The organism is Pseudomonas lijiangensis, from assembly GCF_018968705.1.
GTDB classification, from domain to species: domain Bacteria; phylum Pseudomonadota; class Gammaproteobacteria; order Pseudomonadales; family Pseudomonadaceae; genus Aquipseudomonas; species Aquipseudomonas lijiangensis.
Genome location: NZ_CP076668.1, coordinates 197,279 through 220,195, shown reverse-complemented (window position 1 = coordinate 220,195; position 22,917 = coordinate 197,279). Strand labels below are relative to the sequence as shown.

Annotated in this window: 26 protein-coding genes; 11 read left to right on the top strand and 15 right to left on the bottom strand. The window is 59.2% G+C overall.

Annotated features, from left to right (window positions below; all coding sequences use genetic code 11):
• Positions 1 to 98: 98 nt before the first annotated feature.
• The 6 genes from KQP88_RS01035 to KQP88_RS01010 form a co-directional block, all read right to left on the bottom strand.
• Positions 99 to 1,343: a heme biosynthesis protein HemY gene (locus KQP88_RS01035; protein WP_216704600.1), complete on the bottom strand. Its 1,245-nt coding sequence runs from the start codon at positions 1,341 to 1,343 to the stop codon at positions 99 to 101.
• Positions 1,340 to 2,458 carry a uroporphyrinogen-III C-methyltransferase gene (locus KQP88_RS01030; RefSeq protein ID WP_200993637.1) on the bottom strand — a complete coding sequence of 373 codons (1,119 nt, stop codon included), beginning with the start codon at positions 2,456 to 2,458 and terminating at the stop codon, positions 1,340 to 1,342. The genes KQP88_RS01035 and KQP88_RS01030 overlap by 4 nt, the downstream gene beginning before the upstream one ends.
• 50 nt (positions 2,459 to 2,508) lie before the next feature.
• Positions 2,509 to 3,288 carry a uroporphyrinogen-III synthase gene (locus KQP88_RS01025; RefSeq protein WP_200993639.1) on the bottom strand — a complete coding sequence of 260 codons (780 nt, stop codon included), beginning with the start codon at positions 3,286 to 3,288 and terminating at the stop codon, positions 2,509 to 2,511.
• Entirely contained in the window at positions 3,285 to 4,226 is a 942-nt protein-coding gene (hemC, locus tag KQP88_RS01020) for a hydroxymethylbilane synthase (protein ID WP_198728159.1), read from the bottom strand. The genes KQP88_RS01025 and hemC overlap by 4 nt, the downstream gene beginning before the upstream one ends.
• A 203-nt stretch (positions 4,227 to 4,429) precedes the next feature.
• Positions 4,430 to 5,176, bottom strand: a complete 747-nt coding sequence (locus KQP88_RS01015; protein WP_025257969.1) for a LytR/AlgR family response regulator transcription factor — start codon at positions 5,174 to 5,176, stop codon at positions 4,430 to 4,432.
• Entirely contained in the window at positions 5,173 to 6,240 is a 1,068-nt protein-coding gene (locus tag KQP88_RS01010; RefSeq protein ID WP_200993640.1) for a sensor histidine kinase, read from the bottom strand. The genes KQP88_RS01015 and KQP88_RS01010 overlap by 4 nt, the downstream gene beginning before the upstream one ends.
• A 147-nt stretch (positions 6,241 to 6,387) precedes the next feature.
• Here KQP88_RS01010 and argH point away from each other — a divergent pair, with 147 nt between their 5' ends.
• On the top strand, positions 6,388 to 7,782 hold the full coding sequence (gene argH / locus KQP88_RS01005; RefSeq protein WP_025257967.1) for an argininosuccinate lyase: 1,395 nt from the start codon (positions 6,388 to 6,390) through the stop codon (positions 7,780 to 7,782).
• Between the two features lie 52 nt (positions 7,783 to 7,834).
• Here the strand turns inward: argH and KQP88_RS01000 are convergent, their stop codons facing one another.
• A complete protein-coding gene (locus KQP88_RS01000; RefSeq protein ID WP_200993642.1) occupies positions 7,835 to 8,509 on the bottom strand; it encodes a glutathione S-transferase family protein in 675 nt (224 codons plus the stop codon).
• A 177-nt stretch (positions 8,510 to 8,686) separates the two neighbouring features.
• On the opposite strand from KQP88_RS01000, the gene KQP88_RS00995 reads away from it, so the two are divergent.
• The 3 genes from KQP88_RS00995 to KQP88_RS00985 all read left to right on the top strand — a co-directional run bounded on the left by KQP88_RS00995 (position 8,687) and on the right by KQP88_RS00985 (position 12,485).
• Positions 8,687 to 8,962: a hypothetical protein gene (locus KQP88_RS00995; RefSeq protein WP_117163738.1), complete on the top strand. Its 276-nt coding sequence runs from the start codon at positions 8,687 to 8,689 to the stop codon at positions 8,960 to 8,962.
• 195 nt (positions 8,963 to 9,157) lie between these two features.
• Positions 9,158 to 9,406, top strand: a complete 249-nt coding sequence (locus tag KQP88_RS00990; RefSeq protein WP_025257964.1) for a TIGR02647 family protein — start codon at positions 9,158 to 9,160, stop codon at positions 9,404 to 9,406.
• A gap of 223 nt (positions 9,407 to 9,629) precedes the next feature.
• Positions 9,630 to 12,485: a class I adenylate cyclase gene (locus KQP88_RS00985; protein WP_216704599.1), complete on the top strand. Its 2,856-nt coding sequence runs from the start codon at positions 9,630 to 9,632 to the stop codon at positions 12,483 to 12,485.
• A gap of 79 nt (positions 12,486 to 12,564) precedes the next feature.
• Here KQP88_RS00985 and rnk read toward each other — a convergent pair whose 3' ends face one another.
• The 3 genes from rnk to cyaY all read right to left on the bottom strand — a co-directional run bounded on the left by rnk (position 12,565) and on the right by cyaY (position 13,693).
• Positions 12,565 to 12,972 (bottom strand): nucleoside diphosphate kinase regulator, encoded by a 408-nt coding sequence (gene rnk / locus KQP88_RS00980; RefSeq protein WP_216704598.1) that lies wholly within the window; start codon positions 12,970 to 12,972, stop codon positions 12,565 to 12,567.
• 137 nt (positions 12,973 to 13,109) lie between these two features.
• Positions 13,110 to 13,358 carry a DUF1289 domain-containing protein gene (locus KQP88_RS00975; RefSeq protein WP_216704597.1) on the bottom strand — a complete coding sequence of 83 codons (249 nt, stop codon included), beginning with the start codon at positions 13,356 to 13,358 and terminating at the stop codon, positions 13,110 to 13,112.
• Between the two features lie 2 nt (positions 13,359 to 13,360).
• Positions 13,361 to 13,693, bottom strand: a complete 333-nt coding sequence (cyaY, locus tag KQP88_RS00970; protein ID WP_025257960.1) for an iron donor protein CyaY — start codon at positions 13,691 to 13,693, stop codon at positions 13,361 to 13,363.
• Between the two features lie 217 nt (positions 13,694 to 13,910).
• Between cyaY and lptM the strand changes: the two genes are divergently transcribed.
• From lptM to KQP88_RS00940, 6 genes are read left to right on the top strand one after another with little or no spacing between them, the layout of a single operon-like run.
• Positions 13,911 to 14,057: an LPS translocon maturation chaperone LptM gene (gene lptM / locus KQP88_RS00965; RefSeq protein WP_038399723.1), complete on the top strand. Its 147-nt coding sequence runs from the start codon at positions 13,911 to 13,913 to the stop codon at positions 14,055 to 14,057.
• Positions 14,058 to 14,066: 9 nt separating this feature from the next.
• Positions 14,067 to 15,314 carry a diaminopimelate decarboxylase gene (gene lysA / locus KQP88_RS00960; RefSeq protein WP_200993646.1) on the top strand — a complete coding sequence of 416 codons (1,248 nt, stop codon included), beginning with the start codon at positions 14,067 to 14,069 and terminating at the stop codon, positions 15,312 to 15,314.
• Between the two features lie 4 nt (positions 15,315 to 15,318).
• Entirely contained in the window at positions 15,319 to 16,149 is an 831-nt protein-coding gene (gene dapF / locus KQP88_RS00955) for a diaminopimelate epimerase (RefSeq protein WP_025257958.1), read from the top strand.
• Positions 16,150 to 16,162: 13 nt separating this feature from the next.
• A complete protein-coding gene (locus KQP88_RS00950) occupies positions 16,163 to 16,897 on the top strand; it encodes a DUF484 family protein (RefSeq protein ID WP_198728165.1) in 735 nt (244 codons plus the stop codon).
• 2 nt (positions 16,898 to 16,899) lie between these two features.
• The gene (xerC, locus tag KQP88_RS00945; protein ID WP_216704596.1) at positions 16,900 to 17,799 is read left to right on the top strand and encodes a tyrosine recombinase XerC; all 900 of its coding nucleotides are present in this window, start codon (positions 16,900 to 16,902) and stop codon (positions 17,797 to 17,799) included.
• A complete protein-coding gene (locus KQP88_RS00940; protein ID WP_216704595.1) occupies positions 17,792 to 18,481 on the top strand; it encodes an HAD family hydrolase in 690 nt (229 codons plus the stop codon). Before xerC ends, KQP88_RS00940 begins: the two co-directional genes overlap by 8 nt.
• A gap of 114 nt (positions 18,482 to 18,595) precedes the next feature.
• Here KQP88_RS00940 and sutA read toward each other — a convergent pair whose 3' ends face one another.
• The 4 genes from sutA to glnK all read right to left on the bottom strand — a co-directional run bounded on the left by sutA (position 18,596) and on the right by glnK (position 21,404).
• Complete coding sequence (gene sutA, locus KQP88_RS00935) at positions 18,596 to 18,928, bottom strand: transcriptional regulator SutA (RefSeq protein WP_025257954.1); 333 nt, start codon at positions 18,926 to 18,928, stop codon at positions 18,596 to 18,598.
• A gap of 98 nt (positions 18,929 to 19,026) precedes the next feature.
• Complete coding sequence (locus tag KQP88_RS00930; RefSeq protein ID WP_200993702.1) at positions 19,027 to 19,452, bottom strand: secondary thiamine-phosphate synthase enzyme YjbQ; 426 nt, start codon at positions 19,450 to 19,452, stop codon at positions 19,027 to 19,029.
• Between the two features lie 242 nt (positions 19,453 to 19,694).
• Positions 19,695 to 21,032: an ammonium transporter gene (locus KQP88_RS00925; protein WP_216704594.1), complete on the bottom strand. Its 1,338-nt coding sequence runs from the start codon at positions 21,030 to 21,032 to the stop codon at positions 19,695 to 19,697.
• Positions 21,033 to 21,065: 33 nt separating this feature from the next.
• Positions 21,066 to 21,404, bottom strand: coding sequence for a P-II family nitrogen regulator (gene glnK / locus KQP88_RS00920; protein ID WP_002555808.1), 339 nt, complete (start codon positions 21,402 to 21,404; stop codon positions 21,066 to 21,068).
• Positions 21,405 to 21,825: 421 nt separating this feature from the next.
• Between glnK and KQP88_RS00915 the strand changes: the two genes are divergently transcribed.
• A complete protein-coding gene (locus KQP88_RS00915) occupies positions 21,826 to 22,122 on the top strand; it encodes an accessory factor UbiK family protein (RefSeq protein ID WP_216704593.1) in 297 nt (98 codons plus the stop codon).
• On the opposite strand, the gene KQP88_RS00910 is transcribed toward KQP88_RS00915, so the two are convergent.
• Entirely contained in the window at positions 22,094 to 22,636 is a 543-nt protein-coding gene (locus KQP88_RS00910; protein WP_216704592.1) for a hypothetical protein, read from the bottom strand. The two genes, KQP88_RS00915 and KQP88_RS00910, sit on opposite strands and share 29 nt — an antisense overlap.
• Positions 22,637 to 22,917 lie beyond the last annotated feature (281 nt).

The window sequence follows — 22,917 nt, the reverse complement described above, 5'->3', positions numbered from 1 at the left end:
AGATTTTTTACCAATGAACGTAGGAACAATCCAATCCCTGAACTGGCGAGGAGTTTAAGGCGTGAAAGCCCTGAAAAAGGGCTTTCACGACGTCAGACTCAGGTACTGCTCAACGCAGGAAGCGGACGAGCCAGAAAGCGCTCATCGAGCATCCCGAGACCTTCCTGGAACAGCTGATTGCTGCGATCGGTCTCTCCCAAGCGGGCCAGCAGGCGAGCCAGTTCGGCACAGGTTTCCGGGTTGCGCTGCAAACGCAGGCTGCTCTCCAGATAATCACGGGCCTTGCCCCACAGGCGGGCCTGCAGACAGATACGGCCCAGGCTCAGCAGCAGGCTCGGATCATCGGGATGATGCTTGAGCCAGGCCTCGGCAACCTGCAATTGCTTAGATTCGTCATTGCCGCGCACCAGACCGTAAAGCCTCGCCAGATGACTGTTGTAATCCTTCTTGAGCGCTGTTCGCAGCACCTCTTCGGCCTGGGCTTCGGCCCCCAGACGACGCAACTGCTCGGCATACGCCAGTACCAGTTGCGGCTCCTGTCGCTGGGCAGAGGTGAGGTCTTTCCAGGCTTTTTCCAGCGAAGGCAGCCCGGTCAGGGCGCCATCACCTTCTTCGCGATAGGCCGCCAGGGTGAGATTCTCGCCCCAGGCACGGCGCTCCAGCTCTGCCAGTTCCCTGGGCGGCAGCACCTTGTCCTTGCGCAGTTCGGGCAGCAGCCGGATCAGCTCGGACCAGTCGCCTCGCTGCTGATAAAGACGTTGCAACTGGCGCAGCACCTGCGGGTTGTGCGGATGGCGCTCATGCATGGCCTGCAAGGTGGTCAGCGCACCATCGGTGTCACCACGGTCCTGTTGCAGTTGCGCGTGACTCAGGGCAATCGCCAGCTCCGCCTGGGGCTGACGCTCCAGAGCACGCTCCAGCAGGCTGTCACACTCGTCGTAGCGGCCCTGCTCGTTGGCAGCACGTGCAGCGCCAAGGTAATACAGCAACGGCTGGGGATCGGCTTCGGCGGCGCGATGCAGATGACGCTGTGCGCTGGACCAGCGACCTTCGGCAAGATCCATCTGCCCCTGCTCGATTGCCAGTTGCACCCGACGGCGGCGATTGCGACGCGACCATGGATTGACCACACCACCGGATGTTGTGAGCAAGGTGATCAGAAGCCGGGCAAGGAAGATCAGCAACAGAATCGCCACGAACAGGCCAAGGGTTGCCCACAGGCTCGATTCATAGCGGAAGTTCTGATAGGCGATCAATACGTAGCCGGAGTGCTCGGCAATCGCGATACCAATCAGCGCTGCAACAGCGATGGCAATGAACAGCAGCACATAGACACGCTTCATGGGCTGATCCCCCGAGCCTCGGCAGGCTGACCGGATGCATGACGACGTTCAAGATAGGCCTGGACTGCACTCAGGCTCTGAGCCAGATCCGGCGTCACTACCGAAACAGGTTGTTTGATCAGGGTATCCAGACGCTCGCCGATCACCTTGCTCTGTGGTTCATCCTGATTGAAGTTGCCCATCAGGACGCTCTTGGCCTCCAGCAACGATTGGGTGTAGACCTTCGGCTCGCCATTGAGCGCGGCCCATTGCGCCTGCTCGATTGCCAGGCTCAGAGCCAGGCGGACCTGAGCCAGACTCTGGCCAGCCAGTACCGGACGAATGTCCTTGTCGGCGTTGAAGTCGATGCGGAAGTAATGGGAAATGTGGCTCCACCAGCGGGACCAGTAACTGTCGTCGTTCTTGTCCGGAGTCACGCCCAGGAGCGGCTCGCCTTTATCTTCGTACTCGGGCGCCAGCCTGTTGAGCTGAACGGACTGGTCGCGCAGGGCAGCCAGCTGCAGGAACAGGCCGGTACGGTCCGGTTGCTCGATACTGCGCAGCGCTGCCAGGCTTTTGGCCAGTTGCTCGCGAGCGGCAAACGAACCCGGATCATCCTGTTCGCGCAGAATCTCATCGGCGCCCTGAACCAGCGCCTGTGCGCTGTTGATATCCTGCAACGCCGACAGGCGCAGACTGGCCAGACGCAGCAGATGCTCGGCCTCGGCCAGACGCCAGTCCTTGCGGCTTGCGCCGAGCACGGTTTCCAGACGCTGGCTCAGACGCTGCTGATCGCCCTGCAACTGGGCAACCAGACGACGGCTGTCTTCCAGTTGATCAACAGGTGGAAATTGAGCAAGGCGGGCACTCAGTTCCTGATCATTCTCGGTCAGGAGCCGAGTCTGCTGGGCGATGCCTTCGACCTGTCCTCGCTGCTGCAAGTGACCTTCCTGCAGCATGCGCAGTTGCCACACCCCCCAACCGGCGACGGCAACGCCTGCAACGGCAAGCAACAAGGCCAGGATCACCAGACCATTGCTGCGGCTACCGGTACGCACCGGGCGCACTGGATCAGGTGTGGATGTCGATGTTTTCAACACCGATTCTTCATCTTTAGGCAAGGCTGTTTCGCTCACGTATCCATCCTTTGCATTTGGGCGTAGTCGCATGAACGACAACTCGTCGCTCAATACGCCTTGACGACAGGCTGAGGCTGATCCCGCAACGCGGCCAGCAACGCCGCAGCGTTCGCGCCACGACAATCAACCACGGTTTGAGCCCCGGCGGCACGTGCCATTTCGGCAACCCTGGGGCTCGGTACGAATAAAGGCAACCCGGCCAGTTTCGGCCAGGCATCACCTGCCAACTGAAGCAGATGTTCAAAACCCTGCCCACTGCTGACCACCAGCCCGTTCAAGCGTTCCGATTCGACGCGCTGTGAAAGGGTCGAAAGCGGATACTGTGGCAGAAAACGGCGGTACAGCGGCAAGTAGTCGACACTAACACCTTGCTCGCGCAGACGCTCTGCCAACAGCTCGCGTCCTTCATCCCCACGCATGATCAACACACGGCTGCCCGGTATGGAGATAGCGTCCTGCAACTCAGGGAGCTCAAGCAAGGCTTCGCTGTCATCACCCTGCTCGGGCCATTTAACACCGATCAGGCCATAGTCGAGCAGAATCTGCCCGGTCGCCGCGCCTACGCTGAACCAGGGCTGGACAAAGGGTTGCGGCCAGATTTCATCCACCAGCTCCAGCCCGAGACGAGCCGCTGGCTTGCTGACCACAATGACCGCGCTGTAGAGAGGCAGATCGAAAATTTTCGAGCGGTGCTCGGGAGGAATGGGCAACGGCTCGATTTCAAGCAAAGGCAGACTGCTGCTGAACACGCCGTTATCGGCCAGCACCCTGGCCAGCGCTGCCGACTCTTCGGCGGGACGGGTCAGCAACAGACGCCAGGTACTCATTCGTCCCGAGCCTCGCCATAGACAGCCTTGAGAATCTGCCCTGCGCCCTGGGCCAGCAAGTCTTCGGCGACCTGCACACCCAGCGCCTGGGCCGATGTCTGCGGTGCGCGAGCCTCGGCATGCAGCAACAGACCGCCAGCCGGATCACCCACCAAGCCGCGCAGCCACACCTGATCGTCTTCCAGAACGGCGTAGCAGGCGATAGGCACCTGGCAGCCACCGTTGAGGTGTTTGTTCAGCGCTCGCTCGGCAATCACGCGCACAGCGGTGTCGGCATGATGCAGCGGCGCAAGCAATGCGTGAATGTCGGCATCGGCGCTACGGCACTCGATCCCGACGGCGCCCTGCCCTCCGGCAGGCAGGCTGTCCTCGACACTGATGGCCGAAGTGATGCGATCTTCAAAGCCCAGACGGATCAGGCCGGCGGCAGCAAGAATGATTGCGTCGTACTCACCGGCATCCAGTTTGGCCAGCCGGGTATTGACGTTGCCGCGCAGAAACCGGATTTCCAGATCTGGACGACGTGTCAGCAGTTGAGCCTGACGTCGCAGGCTGGACGTGCCCACGATGCTGCCCGCAGGAAGCTGCTCCAGACTGCTGAAGTTGTTGGAAACGAATGCGTCACGCGGATCTTCGCGCTCACAGATGCAGAACAGCCCAAGGCCTTCGGGGAAATCCATCGGCACGTCTTTCATGGAATGCACGGCGATATCGGCTTCGTTTTCCAGAAGCGCCGTTTCCAGCTCCTTGACGAACAGCCCCTTGCCGCCGATTTTCGACAGCGGCGAGTCGAGCAGTTTATCGCCACGGCTGACCATGGGCACCAGCGTCACGATCAGGCCAGGATGAGCCTGTTCGAGCCTGGCTTTGACATATTCGGCCTGCCAGAGGGCCAGCGCACTTTTACGGGTGGCAATGCGGATTTCGCGAGAAGACATGGATCAATCCGTGCTTGATAAGTGCGACGGATAATAACAGCACAACCGGAACGACTTCAGCGCTGACTCAAAAAGTAAAATCGGCTTCATGACCCGGATCAACGAAATGACAGTGGCTAAAGCGTCCCCCGCCCGAACCAGGGGCCTCCACAACGGCTCGACATCCTGCTGGACTTGCGGCGAGGGCAGCCACTTTTCGTACCTTAAAGCTGTTGCATCATCTTGCGTACACCGGCGACATGCCGACGGCTGACGATCAAGGCATCGCCATTGAGGCCCTTGAGGAACAACTGGAAATGCCCCAGTGGCGTGCGCTGCAAACGCTCGATCCGCTCCCGTGCCACCAGCGCATTGCGATGGATACGCACGAAACGGTCACCAAACTCGTCTTCCAGCGCCTTGAGCGGTTCATCCAGCAGCACTTCGCCGCCTTCATGGCGCAGGGTGACGTACTTGTGGTCGGCAATGAAAAAGATCACCTGATCCAGCGGGATCAACTCAATGCCTTTACGGGTTCGCGCACTGATATGGCTGCGCGGACCGCTGCCCGTTTCGGCAGCCGGACGGGTCATCGCGGCCAACTGCACGCGATTGGGTCGCTCGGCTTTTCTCAACGCCTCGACGAGATTCTCGGGGCGCACAGGTTTGACCAGATAACCGACGGCACTGACCTGAAAGGCGTCCAGTGCAAATTCGTCGTGCGCAGTACAAAAGACGACAGCGGGCGGAGTTTCACGCTCGCACAGTTTCGCCGCGACCTGAAGACCGTCGAGACCCGGCATGCGGATATCGAGCAGCACGACATCTGGCTTGAGGTTTTCAATCAGCGCCAAAGCTTCTTCGCCATTGGTAGCGCTGGGTTCAAGTACCCTGTAACCCTCGATTTCACCGACCAATCGGCTCAGTCGCTCGCGGGCCAGGGGTTCGTCATCAACGATCAGGACATTCATATTGCTCTGGCTTCCTGCGTGAGTCTCGCACAAGGATAGCGTAGACAGGTGTAGTGACGACCATCACGGCGCTCCACGCTCAGACTGGCGTGCGGGCCAAAAAGTGCCGTAATACGTGCACCTATATTCAACAGGGCCTGTTGAGTACCGTTGGAAGTCTGCCGTGTGGCAACTTCTTCATAGGGATTGCTGACACACAATATGAACTCTCCCCCTTCATAGTCTGCCTCGACTGTAACTATGCCCCCTTCGATGCGCGGGGCAATGCCATAGATCAAGGCGTTTTCCAGCAATGGCTGCAATGTCAGCTGGGGAATGGGCAAATCATCAGGAATTGCGCTCACCCTCCAGTCCAACTGTAGACGCTCGCCGAGACGATATTGCTCAATCGATAAATATCGTTTCGCCAAAGCCAGTTCTTCGTGCCAGGTCACCAGGCTTCCGGGCTTGGCCAGGCTGGCGCGAAACAGGTCCGACAGATCCAGTACGGCCTGCTCGGCCTTGACCGGATTGCTGGCCACCAGACTGGCAATGCTGTTGAGCGTGTTGAACAGAAAATGCGGACGAATCCTGGCCTGAAGCGATTCGATCCTGGCCTTCAGTTCACCCTGCTGTTGCTTGCGCCACTGACTCTGCAGATAAAAGTAGCGCAACATCAGCGCAGACATGATCAACGCGATCAACGAATAGCGGATATAGCGCTCGACCATGCTGCCCGGCGAAATCCTGCCGGTCAGTTGGCAGACATCCGTCACCGCCGTACACAACAAGGTTAGACCCACTACCAGCATGCAGCTGAGAATACCTGCAAGCCCCGGTGAAAGACGTGCCAGCCAGGGGCGAAGCCCACACAGCAGGGCCGCCGACAGCAGGACGATCCACTGCACGAACATCGACATCAGCGCCAGGCACACCCAATCGAACCCCTGGCTCATGGGTTCGAGCAGCACCATGACCAGCACCAGCAGTTCGGCCAGCACAATGAGCACCAGCAGCGTCTGCGGCAAGCATAGTTCAGGCAGGAAAAAATCCTTGCCGGGAGTCGTTCTGGAATCGGGTTTCATAGGTCCTCTCACATAGGCCCAGTCTCGTCCCTGGCATCGTCAGCGGCAAGCCATCCGAGAATAAAAAAGCAACAACCTGTTATCATCGCCGACGCCCTTGTGCCACGAAGCGGGCACGCCACTTTCAGCAGAGCAACGAGCGAATCCATGAGCACCGACAAGACCAACCAGTCCTGGGGCGGCCGTTTCAGTGAGCCCGTCGACGCCTTCGTCGCGCGCTTCACGGCCTCCGTCACCTTCGATCAACGCCTGTATCGTCACGACATCATGGGTTCTATCGCCCACGCTACGATGCTGGCTCAGGTCGGCGTCCTGACCGAAGCCGAGCGCGACACCATCATCGATGGCCTGAAAACCATCCAGAGCGAGATCGAAGCCGGCAGTTTCGAGTGGCGCGTCGACCTGGAAGACGTGCACATGAACATCGAAGCGCGTCTGACCGACCGCATCGGCATCACCGGCAAGAAGCTGCATACCGGCCGTAGCCGCAACGATCAGGTCGCCACCGATATCCGCCTGTGGCTGCGTGACGAAATCGACCTGATCCTCAGCGAAATCACGCGCCTGCAGAAAGGGCTGCTGGAGCAGGCCGAACGTGAAGCCGAAACCATCATGCCGGGCTTCACTCACCTGCAGACCGCCCAGCCAGTGACGTTCGGTCACCACATGCTGGCCTGGTTCGAAATGCTCAGCCGCGACTACGAGCGTCTGGTCGACTGCCGCAAGCGCCTGAACCGCATGCCACTGGGCAGCGCCGCACTGGCAGGCACCACCTACCCGATCGACCGCGAGCTGACCTGCAAGCTGCTGGGTTTCGACGCCGTAGGCGGCAACTCCCTGGACGGCGTCTCGGATCGCGACTTCGCCATCGAGTTCTGCTCTGCCGCTTCGGTTGCCATGATGCACCTGTCGCGCTTCTCCGAAGAGCTGGTGCTCTGGACCAGCGCCCAGTTCCAGTTCATCGACCTTCCGGACCGCTTCTGCACGGGCAGTTCGATCATGCCGCAGAAGAAGAACCCGGACGTACCGGAACTGGTTCGTGGCAAGAGCGGCCGCGTGTTTGGTGCGCTGATGGGCTTGCTGACCCTGATGAAAGGCCAGCCACTGGCCTACAACAAGGACAACCAGGAAGACAAGGAGCCGCTGTTCGACGCTGCCGACACCTTGCGTGACTCGTTGCGTGCCTTTGCCGACATGATCCCGGCCATCAAGCCGAAGCACGCCATCATGCGTGAAGCGGCGCTGCGCGGTTTCTCCACCGCCACCGACCTGGCGGACTATCTGGTGCGCCGCGGCCTGCCATTCCGTGACTGCCACGAAATCGTCGGTCATGCCGTGAAATACGGCGTGGAAACCGGCAAGGATCTGGCGGAAATGAGTCTGGAAGAACTGCGTAAATTCAGCGATCAGATCGAGCAGGACGTATTTGCCGTACTGACCCTGGAAGGCTCGGTCAATGCCCGTAACCACATTGGCGGCACCGCTCCGGAGCAAGTCCGGGCAGCCGTGGTTCGTGGCAAGGCATTGCTGGAAAACCGCTAAAACTGTCGCCGTCGCGGCCGGCCCACCTGGCCGCGACGGAGCAGCCCCTTATCTACCCTGCCTTGCGCGCCACCGCCTGGACACGCTCCAGGAATGCTGGCCATTCAGCTTCCCTGTCCGCCGCTACCCGCTGCACATTCGGATTGAGTGCCAGATGCTCAAGCAGAGCCCGCGCACCCGGCATATCCTGCAACAGATCAAGACCGAACAGTTTCTCAGCGACTTGCTGGGCATGGTCGACGCTGTAAAGAAAATACAGATCCGCCAGAGTGAAGTTCTCGCCCGCCACATAGGGTGCAAAACGGGCACGCTGGGCCAAGGCCCGGAACCCCTTGAGCAAGTCCCGGCGAGCCTTGGCCTTGAGGTCCTCGGGAGTGGGCCGCCCACCGAAGATCACTTCGACGTAGCAAAGCCGCGCTGGCAACTCGATATACAGTTCGATTTCCTTGGCGATGGTCCAGACCTGGGCACGGGAGAATGGGTCCTCGGGAAGCAGCGCCCGACCGGGCTGGGTTTCCTCGATGTAACGCAGGATGACATCCGTCTCACTGATGAAACCCTGGTCGGTTTCCAGTATTGGCACCTTGCCTCGTGCACTGATCGCCAGTACCTCGGGATTCTGGCATCCATGCAGCGCAATCACTTCAAAAGGTAGCTGCTTCTCCAGCAGCGCCAACTTGACCATGTTGAAATAATTGCTTGCGGCAAAACCATAAAGCTTCAGCACGTCGGCCTCCATGACCATTAAGTTGTGTGTGGCGGTACTTTTATATATTTGTCCTGAAATGTCAGTGGGTTAAGTACCTCTCACACAACTTAAAGACCGTTCTGACAGACAGGCCTCACCGAAGCCGACACCGGTAAAAGAATCCAGTTAAACTACCCGCCTCACAGAGGATTTACCATGACTGACACAATCGATAACGATGAAGAAGAGTTCACTGCTTCGACCCTGATCGAAGCGATTGAAAACCAGATCGAGGCGGATAACCCACCTGCCGCCAAGGCCACTTACAACAAGCTGACGCTGGTTGGCTATGAGCGTGAAGACATCCTCGAGTTGATGGCTCATGTGCTGGCCATCGAGATTGACGCCATGCTCGAAGAAGACCGGCCATTCAATACCCAGTGGTATGAAACCGCCCTGCGCGCCTTGCCGGAACTGCCGCCCGAAGCCTGACTTGCGATATTCCGGCAAGAGATATGCTGCAAAGATTCCAGGCACTGGCTACACTGCAAAGGCCCCTCTGCCAATCAATCCATAGGGGCTTTCCTGCAAGCTGGCGTTAACGGTCATACAGAACCGACGTGTCAAACAGCCTTGTCGATTCTGTAACCCTCACGATCCAGCCAACTATAAAAGTCTGGAGTCCTTATGTCGTATACCCCTGAGCTGGTTGCCGAACTGGAAATCCTTGCACTGTTCAATCTGGGTAACACCCAGGAAGGGCTTAAAGTCCACCATGTGGCCGCCCCGACAGCCATTGCGGCTGCCAAAAGACTTTTTGAAAAAGGCCTCACCACCCAAGTCGATGGTGGCTATCTGACCAGCCTCGGGCTTGAAGCCGCCGAGCATGCCCAATCGCTGCTGACCATCCTGAACGTCTCCGAAGAGGCCGCCTGAAAAGCCGCATCACTTCGCTTTGCTTTTGCCTTGAATAGCTGACATCCGGGCCTGCCGCGCAAACAAAAAGGTGCAGCGGGCCCTCCATTTATGGGAATGTAGGCCGATAAAAAACCGGCGTCAGAATAATAACCCTACCGTGCATGTATCCTCTTGGGCTGTAGTCTTCTTCGCCATCTGCTAACCACTTCAACGCCTGCACAGGCCAGATGCTTGAGTTGCGATGACGCGTAATCCCGAAATTCGTCCCGATCTGGATGAGGGCATCGACCGCAAGGTGCTCAGCCAGTTACGTAACCGCTTCCTGACTCTCAATGACGGGCGGTATGCCCGTGCCATGGAAGGGCTTTCGACTCGCCAGCAAAGCGTGCTGACGCTGTTGCCGCTGTGCTTTCATGTCAATCACCCGCTGCTGCCCGGCTACGTTTCCAGCAGCACGCCTGCTGGCGTCTCCCATTACGAGCCGGACGCCCAGGCGCTGGCAGAAGCGCAGCGGCTGACCCGATCTTTTTCCTATAAGGCCCGCCACGGCAATCCGCCACAGCCCATCCACGGTCTGTTCCTGATGGGCAGCCTCGGAACCGTGGCCCAGGCCGAACAGAGCGATATGGACGTCTGGGTCTGCCACGATTCGGATCTGGCCCCGGAAGCCATCGCAGAACTGCGCAGAAAATGTCAGGCACTGGAAACTTGGGCAGCGTCCATGGGCGCAGAGGCGCATTTCTTTCTGATCGACCCGCAACGCTTCCGGGCCGGGGATCGAGACACCCAGCTCAGTTCCGACGACTGCGGCACCAGCCAGCACTACCTGCTGCTGGATGAGTTCTACCGCACCGCCATCTGGCTCGCTGGCCGCACACCGATGTGGTGGCTGGTGCCGGTCTATGAAGAAGAACGCTACGCCGAGTACACCCACACGCTGCTGTCCAAGCGCTTCATTCGCGCCAACGAAGTGCTCGACCTTGGCCCCATGACCGGCATTCCGCCCGGTGAATTCATCGGCGCAGGGCTCTGGCAACTGTTCAAAGGCATCGAGTCGCCTTACAAGTCCGTCCTCAAACTGTTGCTGATCGAGGTCTACTCCAGCGAACACCCCAACGTTCAGTGCCTGAGCCTGCGGTTCAAGCAGGCCGTCTTCGCCAACAAACTGGATCTGGACGAACTGGACCCTTACATGGTCGTGTACCAGCGGATCGAAGAGCATCTGCTGGCCCGCGGCGAATCGGAGCGACTGGAGCTGGTACGTCGCAGCCTGTACCTGAAGGTCAACAAAAAGCTCACCGGCCCGGCCCGTCAGCGCAGCAATGGCTGGCAACGTCTGCTGCTGGAGCGCCTGACCCGGGAATGGGGCTGGGATGAGCGCCAACTGGCGCTGCTGGACAGTCGCAGTCAGTGGAAAGTCCGGCAGGTAGCTCACGAGCGCCGCTCGCTGGTCAATGAGCTGAATTACAGTTATCGCTTCCTGGTGCAGTTCGCCCGTACGCAAAACGCCCCCAATGCCATCACGGCCCGTGACGTCAGCGTACTGGGCCGACGCCTGTATGCCGCCTTCGAACGCAAGGCAGGCAAGGTCGAGTTCATCAACCCTGGCATAGCACCCGATCTGGCCGAAGATACTCTGACCCTGGTCCATTCTCCCAACAAGCGCGAACCGGGGAAAAACCAGTGGGCCTTGTACAACGGCAACCTGGGCACCCATGAATGGCAGAATTTCTCGCCCATCAAGCGAAGCCGCGAACTGCTTGAGCTGCTGACCTGGTGCCATCGCAACGGCGTGATAGACACCAGCACTCGACTGGCCTTGCATCCGGGCTCAAGCGACCTGAGCGAGTTCGAGCTGTTCAATCTGCTGGGCGCCCTGCAGCAGACGATCCCGCTGCCACTGAGCGAAGTCAGCGACGAATACCTGCTCAAACCCAGTGTGCCCAATGAAATATTGCTGCTGGTGAACGTGGGCGTCGACCCGCTCAGGCACCATCGCGAGCTGAATATCCTGATGACGACCGAGCGCACCGACTCGCTCAGTTATGCTGGCGTGCGGGAAAATCTGGTGCTGACGCTGGACCAGATCACCCTCAATAGCTGGAATGAAACACTGGTCAGCCGCTACGACGGGCCTCACGCCCTGCTCGACTGCATGAGCGAACTGCTCAGCAACCTGCCCGAAGGCGAGGTCCAGCCACGCATACGTGTGCGCTGCTTCTGCCATAACCGTGCTCCGGCCATCGCACAGCGGGTCGAAGAACTGATCAATACCGCCCAACTGCTGCTCGCCAGAGGCCTGAACCATCGCTACCTGATTCAGGTGCAACAGCAGTATCACGTACTGAAAATGACGCCCGGCCAAGTGGGCCATGTGGTGGTCAACAGCCTGCCGGGGCTGTTCAATTATCTGGGCGAGGAATCACCGCTCTACAGCCCGCTGCATCTGGACCCGCAAGCCCTGGACGATCACGACCTGGCGCTGATCCTGCCCCATGGGCAGCCGGAGTGCATTCAGGTGTTCTATCGAGTCAACGAGCCGGACGCCGACCTGTATGTGCTCGACGAACACAACGCGCTCTGGCACCAGCGCTTGCCGTATCACGACGAACAGAGCCTGTTGCTGCCCTTGCAGCGCTTCTTCCACTCACTGGTCTATCGACGCGGCGCATCGCTGCCACTGGATAACCCGGCAGAACCTGTCTTGCTGGACATGCTGTATTACCAGGTATTGCCATCAGGCACAGGCCGCGCCCGACGCATCGAACCCCGCCCGGCACCGACCGCTGCGGACAAACCGTATTACGACGTGCAGGCGATTATCGAAGAAACCTCGCCGGGCCAGCTGAACGTCACGCTGTATTGCGACAACAGCGAGTTCTCGGAACTGGAGCATGGCGACCAACTGTTTGCCGTGGTCGCCCAGCAAATCCTCGAACGCCGCCAGGAACCGCAACGCTATCGCTGCTACATCACCGACCTCGACCTCTCCGGCCTGCTGGATGATGGCCACGGACAAAGCATCCTGTTCCTGCGCCACAAGGCAGAGTTGGAAAAGGCGTTGAATGAGGCAATGGAGGAATCAGGCTCTGCGTAGGAGCGAATTCATTCGCGAAAAAATAGCGGCTGTAGCTTGTAGCTAAAGCCTGCCGCCCTCTTCGCGGATGAATCCGCTCCTACAGATATTCTCCCGCCGCCTCCGGCTGATATTCCACCGCCAGCAGGGTGAGTTTGAGTGTCTTGCCGCCCGGTGCGGGCCAGTCGATGTGTTGGCCGACCTGCAGGCCCAGCAGGGCCGAGCCTACCGGTGCCAGTACCGAAACCGTCCCTTCGGCGCCCGCGTCCTGCGGGTAGACCAGCTTGAGGTGATAGTCCTTGCCACTGCCCTCTTCACGGCAATGCACACGCGAATTCATGGTGACCAGCCCGGCAGGCACTTCATCGTGACCGACGATCTGTTCGGCACGGTCCAGCTCGGCCTGCAAGGCCTCGATGCCGGGGCTGGACTGCGTCTGGCTGTCGATAAGGCGCTCAAGACGCTGGACATCGAGCCGGGTGAGGATAATGGAAGGTGCGGTGTTCATGATTCGGGCAGTCTCCTTTTTTCTGCGCAACAAAAGCAAAACCCCGCCGATCCGGCGGGGTTTTGACAGGCCTCTCTATCTAGAGAAGCAGGTTCTGACATTAACATCAGCGAATAAATACACAACCCGACAGGGCGTTAGCCCGCGATGCGGTTTTCCTGGGCAAGCTCCCGGCGCTGGTCGGCGCTGTGGCGAATCTGACGGCGTCGATCATCGTCAGCCGAGCGCCATTCGCGAATGTCTTCTACATGGCGAAAGCAGCCCAGACAGACTTTCTGCTCGTCGAGCCGACACAGGCTGACACAGGGCGAAGGCACGGCAGGGCTGACGTTGCTGAACAGCGGCTTGGGTGGCCGGGCAGGTGCGGGCGTGGTGTTATCGGTCACGATCAGATCTCGTCGAAATCCAGTTCGACGCCAGCCTGCTCCTGAGTAATGCGTACCAGCATCTCGCTCAGCAACTCGTCGCTGCTGTCGCATACCCAGCGGCTGGTTTCTTCGTCGTAGTCAAAATGAAAGCCACCCGAACGCGCTGCCAGCCAGAGCTGACGCAGCGGCTCCTGACGACTGAAGATGAGCTGGGTGCCGTTCTCGAACTTTACGGTCAGTACGCCAGCAGAGTTTTCAAGGTCCAGATCCAGATCGCTCTCATCGAAAATGTCTTCCAGCGCTTGCTGGGTAGCATCCACCAGATCGTGAAAACGGGCTTCGGTCAAACTCATTACGGGACCCTCGAAAAATTTTCTGCTTATGGCACAGGGTCGCAAGATACGGACGCCGCAAGGCAAATGCAAAACATACCCGCCAGACGCGCCCTGCAACAGTTCATATCCAGCGATAACGTCAAAGGCCCGCCGGACGGGTGGGAACCTGCATAGGCAAGCCGCCGGGTGGCCGGTATACTCGGGCGCAATTAATGCTTTTACAAAGGATTTCGCCATGAAGCGCCTGATCTCTTCGCTTGCTGCGCTCGTCGCGGTCGCTTGTCTTGTCACTGCGTGCGGCCAGAAAGGCCCGCTCTACCTGCCCGATGACACCAAATCATCCGACGAACAAGCCAAATCGCAATCGCACAAGCATCTTTAAGGGAATTACATGGACGCCTTCAACTATCGCGACGGTGAGCTGTTCGCGGAAGGAGTAGCATTGTCTGCCATTGCCGAACGTTTCGGCACGCCGACCTATGTCTATTCCCGCGCTCACATCGAAGCCCAATACCGTGCCTACGCCGACGCCCTGAGCGGCATGCCGCATCTGGTGTGTTTTGCCGTGAAAGCCAACTCCAACCTGGGCGTACTCAATGTCCTGGCGCGTCTTGGCGCCGGTTTCGACATCGTATCCCGTGGCGAACTGGAGCGTGTGCTGGCCGCCGGTGGCAAAGCCGAGAAGATCGTGTTCTCCGGTGTCGGCAAGACCCGTGAAGACATGCGCCGCGCTCTTGAAGTCGGCGTGCACTGCTTCAACGTCGAGTCCACCGACGAACTCGAGCGCCTGCAGGTCGTGGCAGCCGAACTGAATGTTCGTGCGCCGATCTCCCTGCGGGTCAATCCGGATGTGGATGCGGGCACTCACCCGTACATTTCCACCGGCCTCAAAGAGAACAAGTTCGGCATCGCCATCGCGGATGCCGAAGACGTCTACGTTCGCGCCTCGCAACTGCCGAACCTGGAAGTCCTGGGTGTCGACTGCCATATCGGCTCGCAACTGACGACCTTGGAGCCCTTCATCGATGCACTGGACCGCCTGCTGGATCTGGTGGATCGCCTCGGCGACTGCGGCATTCACTTGCGTCATATCGACTTGGGCGGCGGCCTGGGCGTGCGTTATCGCGACGAAGAGCCACCACTGGCGGCCGATTACATCAAGGCCGTGCGCGAGCGCCTTGAAGGACGTGACCTGGGGCTGATGTTCGAACCAGGCCGCTTCATCGTGGCCAATGCCGGCGTGCTGCTGACTCGGGTCGAGTACCTCAAGCACACCGAGCACAAGGATTTCGCCATCGTCGATGCGGCCATGAACGACCTGATCCGTCCGGCGCTGTATCAGGCCTGGATGGATGTCACTGCCGTGCGCCCACGCGATGGCGCAGCACGCACTTATGACATCGTCGGCCCGATCTGCGAAACCGGTGACTTCCTGGCCAAGAACCGCGAACTGGCTCTGGCTGAAGGCGATCTGCTGGCTGTTCACTCGGCGGGCGCCTATGGTTTCGTCATGAGTTCGAACTACAACACCCGTGGCCGTACCGCCGAAGTACTGGTGGATGGCTCACAAGCCTTTGAAGTGCGTCGTCGCGAAACCGTGACCGAGCTGTTCGCTGGCGAAAGCCTGCTGCCGGAGTAAACCCATGCTGCTGCGTTTTACCAAGATGCATGGGCTGGGTAATGACTTCATGGTCCTGGACCTGGTGAGTCAGCACGCGCATATCTTGCCCAAGCACGCCAAACAATGGGGCGACCGGCATACCGGCATCGGTTTCGACCAGTTGCTGATCGTCGAAGCGCCGAGCAATCCGGACGTGGATTTCCGTTACCGGATCTTCAACTCCGACGGTTCCGAAGTGGAGCAGTGTGGCAACGGTGCGCGCTGCTTCGCCCGCTTCGTGCTGGACAAGCGCCTGACGGCCAAGCGCCAGATCCGGGTCGAGACCAAGAGCGGCATTATCGAACTGGATGTGCGCAACGACGGGCAGATCAGCGTCGACATGGGTCCGCCACGCCTGGCCCCACAGGACATTCCGTTCACGGCCCCCGCTCAGGCACTGAGCTACAACGTCGATGTCGACGGCCAGAACGTCGAGCTGGCTGCGGTGTCCATGGGCAATCCCCATGCGGTCCTGCGGGTGGACGACATCAACGGCGCGCCGGTGCATGAACTGGGTCCGAAGATCGAGCATCACCCGCGCTTCCCGGCACGGGTCAATGTGGGTTTTCTTCACGTCATCGATCGTCAGCGCGCACAATTGCGCGTCTGGGAGCGCGGCGCGGGTGAAACCCAGGCCTGCGGCACCGGCGCATGTGCTGCTGCCGTAGCGGCCATCAGCCAGGGCTGGATGGATTCGCCTCTGTTGATCGATCTGCCCGGCGGACGCCTGTCCATCGAGTGGGCCGGTCCGGGGCATTCTGTGATGATGACAGGCCCGGCAGTACGGGTTTACGAAGGCCAAGTTCGTCTATGAGTGAGCAAATGCGATGACCGATCAGCCTCCGGCTTCAACCGACAACACCAGCGAATCGCCTGCCGATAGCGCAGTGCCAAACCTTGAAGCAGAGGCGGTTATCGCTTTCCTGCTCAAACAACCGGATTTCTTCGCCGAGCACGACGAATTGCTGGTGTCGATGCGTATCCCTCACCAGCGCGGCGATACCGTCTCGCTGGTCGAGCGTCAGCTCAAGCTGCTGCGTGAACGCAATATCGAAATGCGTCATCGGCTCTCGCAGTTGATGGATGTAGCCCGCGACAACGACCGTCTGTTCGAGAAAACCCGACGCCTCAACCTCGCCATGATGGACGCCACCAGCCTGGATGAACTGATCATCGCGGTGGAAGACAGCCTGCGCCAGGAATTCAAGGTGCCCTTTGTCAGCCTGGTCCTGTTCAGCGATAACCCCATGCCCGTGGGCCGCTGGGTCAGCAGCGCCGATGCACAGAAGGCCATTGGCGGCCTGATCGGCGAGAAAACCGTGTGCGGTGCATTGCGCGAGCATGAGCTGACGTTCCTGTTCGGCGAAGAGCAAAGCAAGGAAGTGGGCTCCACCGCCATCGTGACCCTGAACCATCTGGGCCTGCACGGCGTACTTGCCATCGGCAGCCGCGATCCGCAGCACTATAAAAGCTCGGTCGGCACCCTGTTCCTCAGCTATATCGCCGACGTTCTGAGCCGCCTGCTGCCACGCTTCACTCATTCGCTACGCTCGGTTCGCTAGGCATGGAACAGCATCTGGACGCCTACTGCACTCACCTGCGCAGTGAGCGTCAGGTGTCGCCTCATACGCTGGATGCCTATCGACGCGACCTGAACAAGGTGCTCGAATTCAGCAGGAAGGCAGGCGTTTCAAACTGGGCAGACCTGGATATCCAGCTTCTGCGTAGCTTTACTGCCCGCCAGCACCAGCAAGGCCAGTCTTCACGCAGCCTGGCGCGCATGCTGTCGGCGGTGCGCGGGCTCTACAAATACCTGTGTCGCGAAGGCCTGTGCGAGCATGACCCGGCCAATGGCCTGGCGCCGCCCAAAGGCGAGCGGCGACTGCCCAAGACCCTCGACACCGACCGCACTTCGCAACTTCTGGACGGCGCAGTCGAGGACGATTTCCTGGCCCATCGCGATCAGGCCATCATGGAGCTGCTGTATTCCTCGGGGTTACGCCTGTCGGAGCTTACGAGCCTGAATCTCGATCAACTGGACCTGAGCGACGGGCTGGTCCAGGTACTCGGCAAAGGCAGCAAGACCCGCGTGCTTCCGGTGGGCAGCAAGGCCCGTCAGGCCCTGGAAACCTGGCTGCCCCTGCGCGCTCTGGCCAATCCGCAGGACGATGCGGTATTCGTCAGCCAGCAAGGCCGGCGACTGGGGCCAAGAGCGATCCAGAAACGGCTCAAGACCGCCGGGGAACGCGAGCTGGGCCAAAACCTGCACCCGCACATGCTGCGCCACTCATTCGCGAGTCATCTGCTGGAGTCCTCTCAGGACCTGCGCGCCGTGCAGGAACTGCTTGGCCACGCCGACATCAAGACCACGCAAATCTATACCCACCTGGACTTTCAGCATCTGGCCAGCGTGTACGACAGCGCCCACCCCCGCGCAAGGCGCAAAGGAGTTGCCGATGATTAAACTCATCACTTTCGATCTCGATGACACCCTGTGGGACACGGCCCCGGCCATCGCCAGTGCCGAAACGGTGCTGCGCAACTGGCTGGGCGAGCATGCACCCCTGCTCGGACCATTGCCGATCGAACACCTGTGGGAAATCCGCTCACGCCTGATCGAAGCCGAACCGACCCTCAAGCACCGCATCAGTGCCCAGAGGCGCCGGGTGCTGTTTCATGCCCTGCAGGACGCAGGCTATGACGCTTCACAGGCACAGGAGCTGGCTGACGAGAGTTTTGAAGTGTTCCTGCATGCCAGGCATCAGGTGCAGATATTCCCGCAAGTGCAGCCGACACTGGAAATCCTCGCCAAGACCTTCACCCTGGGCGTCATCACCAACGGCAATGCCGATGTTCGCCGCCTGGGGCTGGCAGACTACTTCGCCTTCGCCCTGTGCGCCGAAGACCTGGGCATCGGCAAACCCGACCCGGCACCGTTTCTGGAAGCGCTCAAGCGTGGCAATAGCGATGCCGGGAGCGCCGTCCATATCGGCGACCACCCCAGCGACGACATCGAAGGCGCCCAGCGCGCCGGCCTGCGCGCCATCTGGTACAACCCGCAAGGCAAGGTCTGGGAGTCCGAGAAAAGACCGGATGCCGAGATCCACAGCCTGGACCAGTTGCCCGAGATCCTGAAACGCCTGTAGGAGCAATCGGGCGGCGCTCCGCTTATTCGCGAATAAATTCGCTCCTACAAAAAGCATCGCCCAAGAAAAAGCCCGCAGCGACAGCGGGCTTTTTCTCATACGGTCATTGTCCCCTTAGATAGGGCGGCTACCGTATTTGTTGTCCGGCTTCTTGGGCGGATCGGCGACCACATTGGCCTCCACTTCCTGCACCTTGCCACCACGGGCGAGGAATTCTTCCATCGCACGGGCCAGAGCATCACGCTCTTTGTTCTTGGCTTCTACACTGGGAAGCTCATCGACCGACACTGCAGCCTTGGACTTGCCCTTGGCAGGTGTAGCCGAGACTTCAGCACCATCATCAGAGTCGGCAGCGTCGTCTTCAGGAGCAGCAGCAAGCTCCTCGCCGTCTTCCTCACCTTCCAGATCGTCTACCAGATCGTCGTTATCGTTGTCGTCGTCGCTCATGTTCTACCTCATGACTTGCGAAAGCAGATTAGTTATAGCCCAGCAACCCTGAAAATCGAAGGCTGTCGGAAAAAATTCAACACCGCTGAAACCAGCGGTCATGTCCATTCACCCTGAAGGGTTGCAAGGACATTGCGAGCACCGCCAGCATCTCGATGCTCACCCAGATAAACACCTTGCCAGGTGCCCAACGCCAATCGCCCAGCCGTTACCGGTAAAACCAACTGGCAGCCTAACAAACTGGCCTTGAAATGCGCCGGCAAATCGTCAGGACCTTCGTCGTCATGTTCATATCCGGCAGTACCCTCTGGGACCAGACGGCTGAAAAAGCGTTCGAAATCGCGACGTACAGCCGGGTCGGCATTCTCGTTGACGGTCAACGAGGCCGAGGTATGTTGCAGCCACAAATGCAGCAATCCGACTCGACAACCACGCAGTTCAGGCAAACCTGCAAGTATCTCGTCCGTCACCAGATGAAACCCGCGGGGCCTTGCCCGGAGGGTGATTCTGGATTGATGCCACATACCGTTCTCCGCACGTTCGGCGCGCATTCTAACTCGACTGAGAAAAAAGCAAAGCGCGCAATAAACAAGCTGATCCACAAGTTAACGATCATGCCCATGACAGCATTAAGGCCACTGCCACGACAAGCCGCAATCATCGCTAACGACACAGACAATGGAAGCTCTAATGCGCGGATGGTTCACAAAGTCAGGATAAAAAAAATGCCCGGGGAGACCGGGCATTTTTCTGCAGCTACGGTTGATTACAAGTTGTAGCCACGCTCGTTGTGTTGCGCAAGGTCCAGACCCACAGACTCTTCTTCGTCAGTCACACGCAGACCGATGACAACGTCCAGCACCTTGAGGATGATGTAGGTCACGATTGCGGTGTAGATGACGGTGAAGGCTACGCCCTTGAACTGAATCCAGACTTGAGCGCCGATGTCGGTCACAGTACCGAAACCGCCCAGTGCAGGAGCAGCGAACACGCCAGTCAGGATCGCGCCGACGATACCACCGACACCGTGAACGCCGAATGCATCCAGGGAGTCATCGTAGCCCAGCTTGCGTTTCAGGCTGGTAGCGCAGAAGAAGCAGATCACGCCAGAGGCCAGACCGATGATCAGGGCACCCATCGGGCCTGCGGTACCGGCAGCCGGAGTAATGGCAACCAGACCGGCAACCACACCCGAAGCGATACCCAGGGCACTTGGCTTACCGTGCGTCAGCCACTCGGCGAACATCCAGCCCAGTGCAGCAGCAGCGGTAGCAATCTGGGTAACCAGCATGGCCATACCGGCAGTGCCGTTTGCAGCAGCAGCGGAACCGGCGTTGAAGCCGAACCAGCCGATCCACAGCATGGCAGCACCGATCAGGGTGTAACCCAGGTTGTGCGGAGCCATCGGAGTGGTCGGGAAGCCTTTACGCTTGCCCAGCACCAGACAGGCAACCAGACCAGCAACACCGGCGTTGATGTGCACGACAGTGCCGCCAGCGAAGTCCAGAACGCCCCAGTCCCACATCAGGCCACCGACGCCGCCCCAGACCATGTGGGCGATTGGCGCGTAGACCAGAGTGAACCAGATACCCATGAAGATCAGCATCGCGGAGAACTTCATGCGTTCTGCGAAAGCACCGACGATCAGGGCTGGAGTGATGATGGCGAACGTCATCTGGAAGGTGACGAACACCGCTTCAGGGAACAAGGCCGCAGCACCGGTGATGCTCGAAGGCGTGATACCCGCCAGGAACGCCTTGCCCAGACCGCCGAAGAAGGAGTTGAAGTTGACGACGCCAGCTTCCATGCCCGTGGTGTCGAACGCAAGGCTGTAGCCGTAGACGACCCACAGGATGCTGATCAGACCGGTAATGGCGAAGCACTGCATCATCACGGAAAGAATGTTTTTGGAGCGGACCATGCCGCCGTAGAACAGGGCAAGACCCGGGATGGTCATGAACAGCACCAGCGCGGTGGCTGTCAGCATCCAGGCGGTGTCACCTGAGTTGAGAACGGGGGCTGCCACTTCGTCCGCCGCCATGGCCAGGCCAGGGGTTACGAGGGACAACAGGGCTCCTAGCCCTGCGAATTGACGCAGAGTCATATTGTTTACTCCTGGGGCGTGGGGTTTGGCGGCTTAAATGGCGTCGGTATCGGTTTCGCCGGTACGGATGCGTATAGCCTGTTCCAGATTCACAACAAAAATTTTGCCGTCCCCGATCTTGCCGGTGTTGGCAGCCTTGGTGATGGCCTCGATGACGCGATCCAGATCCTTGTCATCGATAGCGACGTCGATCTTCACTTTTGGAAGGAAGTCGACTACGTATTCAGCACCGCGATACAGCTCGGTGTGTCCCTTTTGGCGACCGAAACCTTTGACCTCGGTAACAGTGATGCCCTGCACGCCGATTTCGGACAGCGACTCGCGCACGTCGTCCAGTTTGAACGGCTTGATGATGGCAGTGACTAGCTTCATGAAAACTTTCTCCCGAATTGGTGGACTTGCCCCAGGAAAACAAACCCGACTCAAGTCTAAGCGCAGTGCCTGGCTTTGTAACGCGTCGGCGGCCAGTTAAAGGCCCGACCAACTCCAGAAAACCGCTTCTGACGAAACACATCCCCGCTCCGCCTGCCGCACTGCATTCGTCACAGCGACTGCATCAGTGCATGGGTCACAAGCCATTAAGCAGAAAGCTTGCCATCTCGTGAATATTCATCAAATACAGGGCCTTGAGCACTTTTTCAGCCATCTGACCCGTTTTGGTCACCACGCAACGCACAACTACAGTGCACTCGTGCACGCCCCCACGCTCAATAACTGTGCATCGCCGGTGCCCTGAAAATGACTATAGATGCTGCGTGCTACACTGCCGCCCATCTGATACAGGAAAATCATCATGCTCGCGCCCAAAGCTTTCCTCGACGCCCTGAGTGGCCACGCCTCCCGCCTGTTCAACGGCGAGACTCCGCTACCCCGCAACGAATTCGAAACCCAGTTCAAAGCCCTGCTGCAAAGCGGCTTCAGCAAACTGGATCTGGTGAGCCGCGAAGAATTCGACAGCCAGATGGCCGTACTTGCCCGTACGCGCGCTCGTCTTGAGGCGCTGGAGGCCAAGGTGGCGGAGATGGAAGAGAAGATTGGGGCTGCTGGTCAGGATCGGGGTATCAACCCGCAAACCCCACAACCTGAATAAAGACCGCCCAACCACCGAGCAGAATCCAGAAAACTGCAAAAATCCAGGGCGTACGCATCGAAAACAGCAGCGCCTTGCGATAACCCTTGTGCGTTGACTCATGCTCGTTGAACAGCGGCGACTCGTCATACGCGATGCCCATGATCGGCTCACTGCGCAACAACTCGCTTTGCTTGTAATGCCAGTGATCGATGATCTCGTAAGCCGCACGAATCCCCGGCCAGGCATTCAACGAACTCATCGCCCCCAACAACGCCAGAAATGGCGGCACGAATAACGTGAACAACTTGCCCCACTCCGGATTGAGATTCGCCATGCAGGATGCGAAAGCAATCACCAGAAAGGATTGCGCCGTCAGGTAGGCATCTGTCCGGTTGGCCAGGATCGTGGTTTCGTACTGGATCTCCTTTCGATAGAAATCCAGACGGTCCTTGGGGGAGCCGAACATCTTGGCGTCGTGTTCAGTGGCATTGCTGCTTGCGTCTGCGGTCTGGGAAGTCAGAATTCTTGGCAAAAGTCGTGGTTTCCATTCTGGTTGGGTTGAATGGAGAGTGACCGGTGCGGGAGCTGGGTGTTCAGAAGACTTTACGAGAGGGGGATGAAAGGTTCAGGAGCAGTGCATCCTCGTCGCCAAGCATTGGATATCCGCAAAAAGAACGGACACCGTCGCTGTAAACGCGGCTCCACAACTCTCGGCGGGGCTGCCGTGAGCATGGGCATAGAAAACGCCTCAGATATCAGCTGATTGACTACTGTCCAGAAACGAAAACCCCGGCTCGAGGCCGGGGTAGGTGT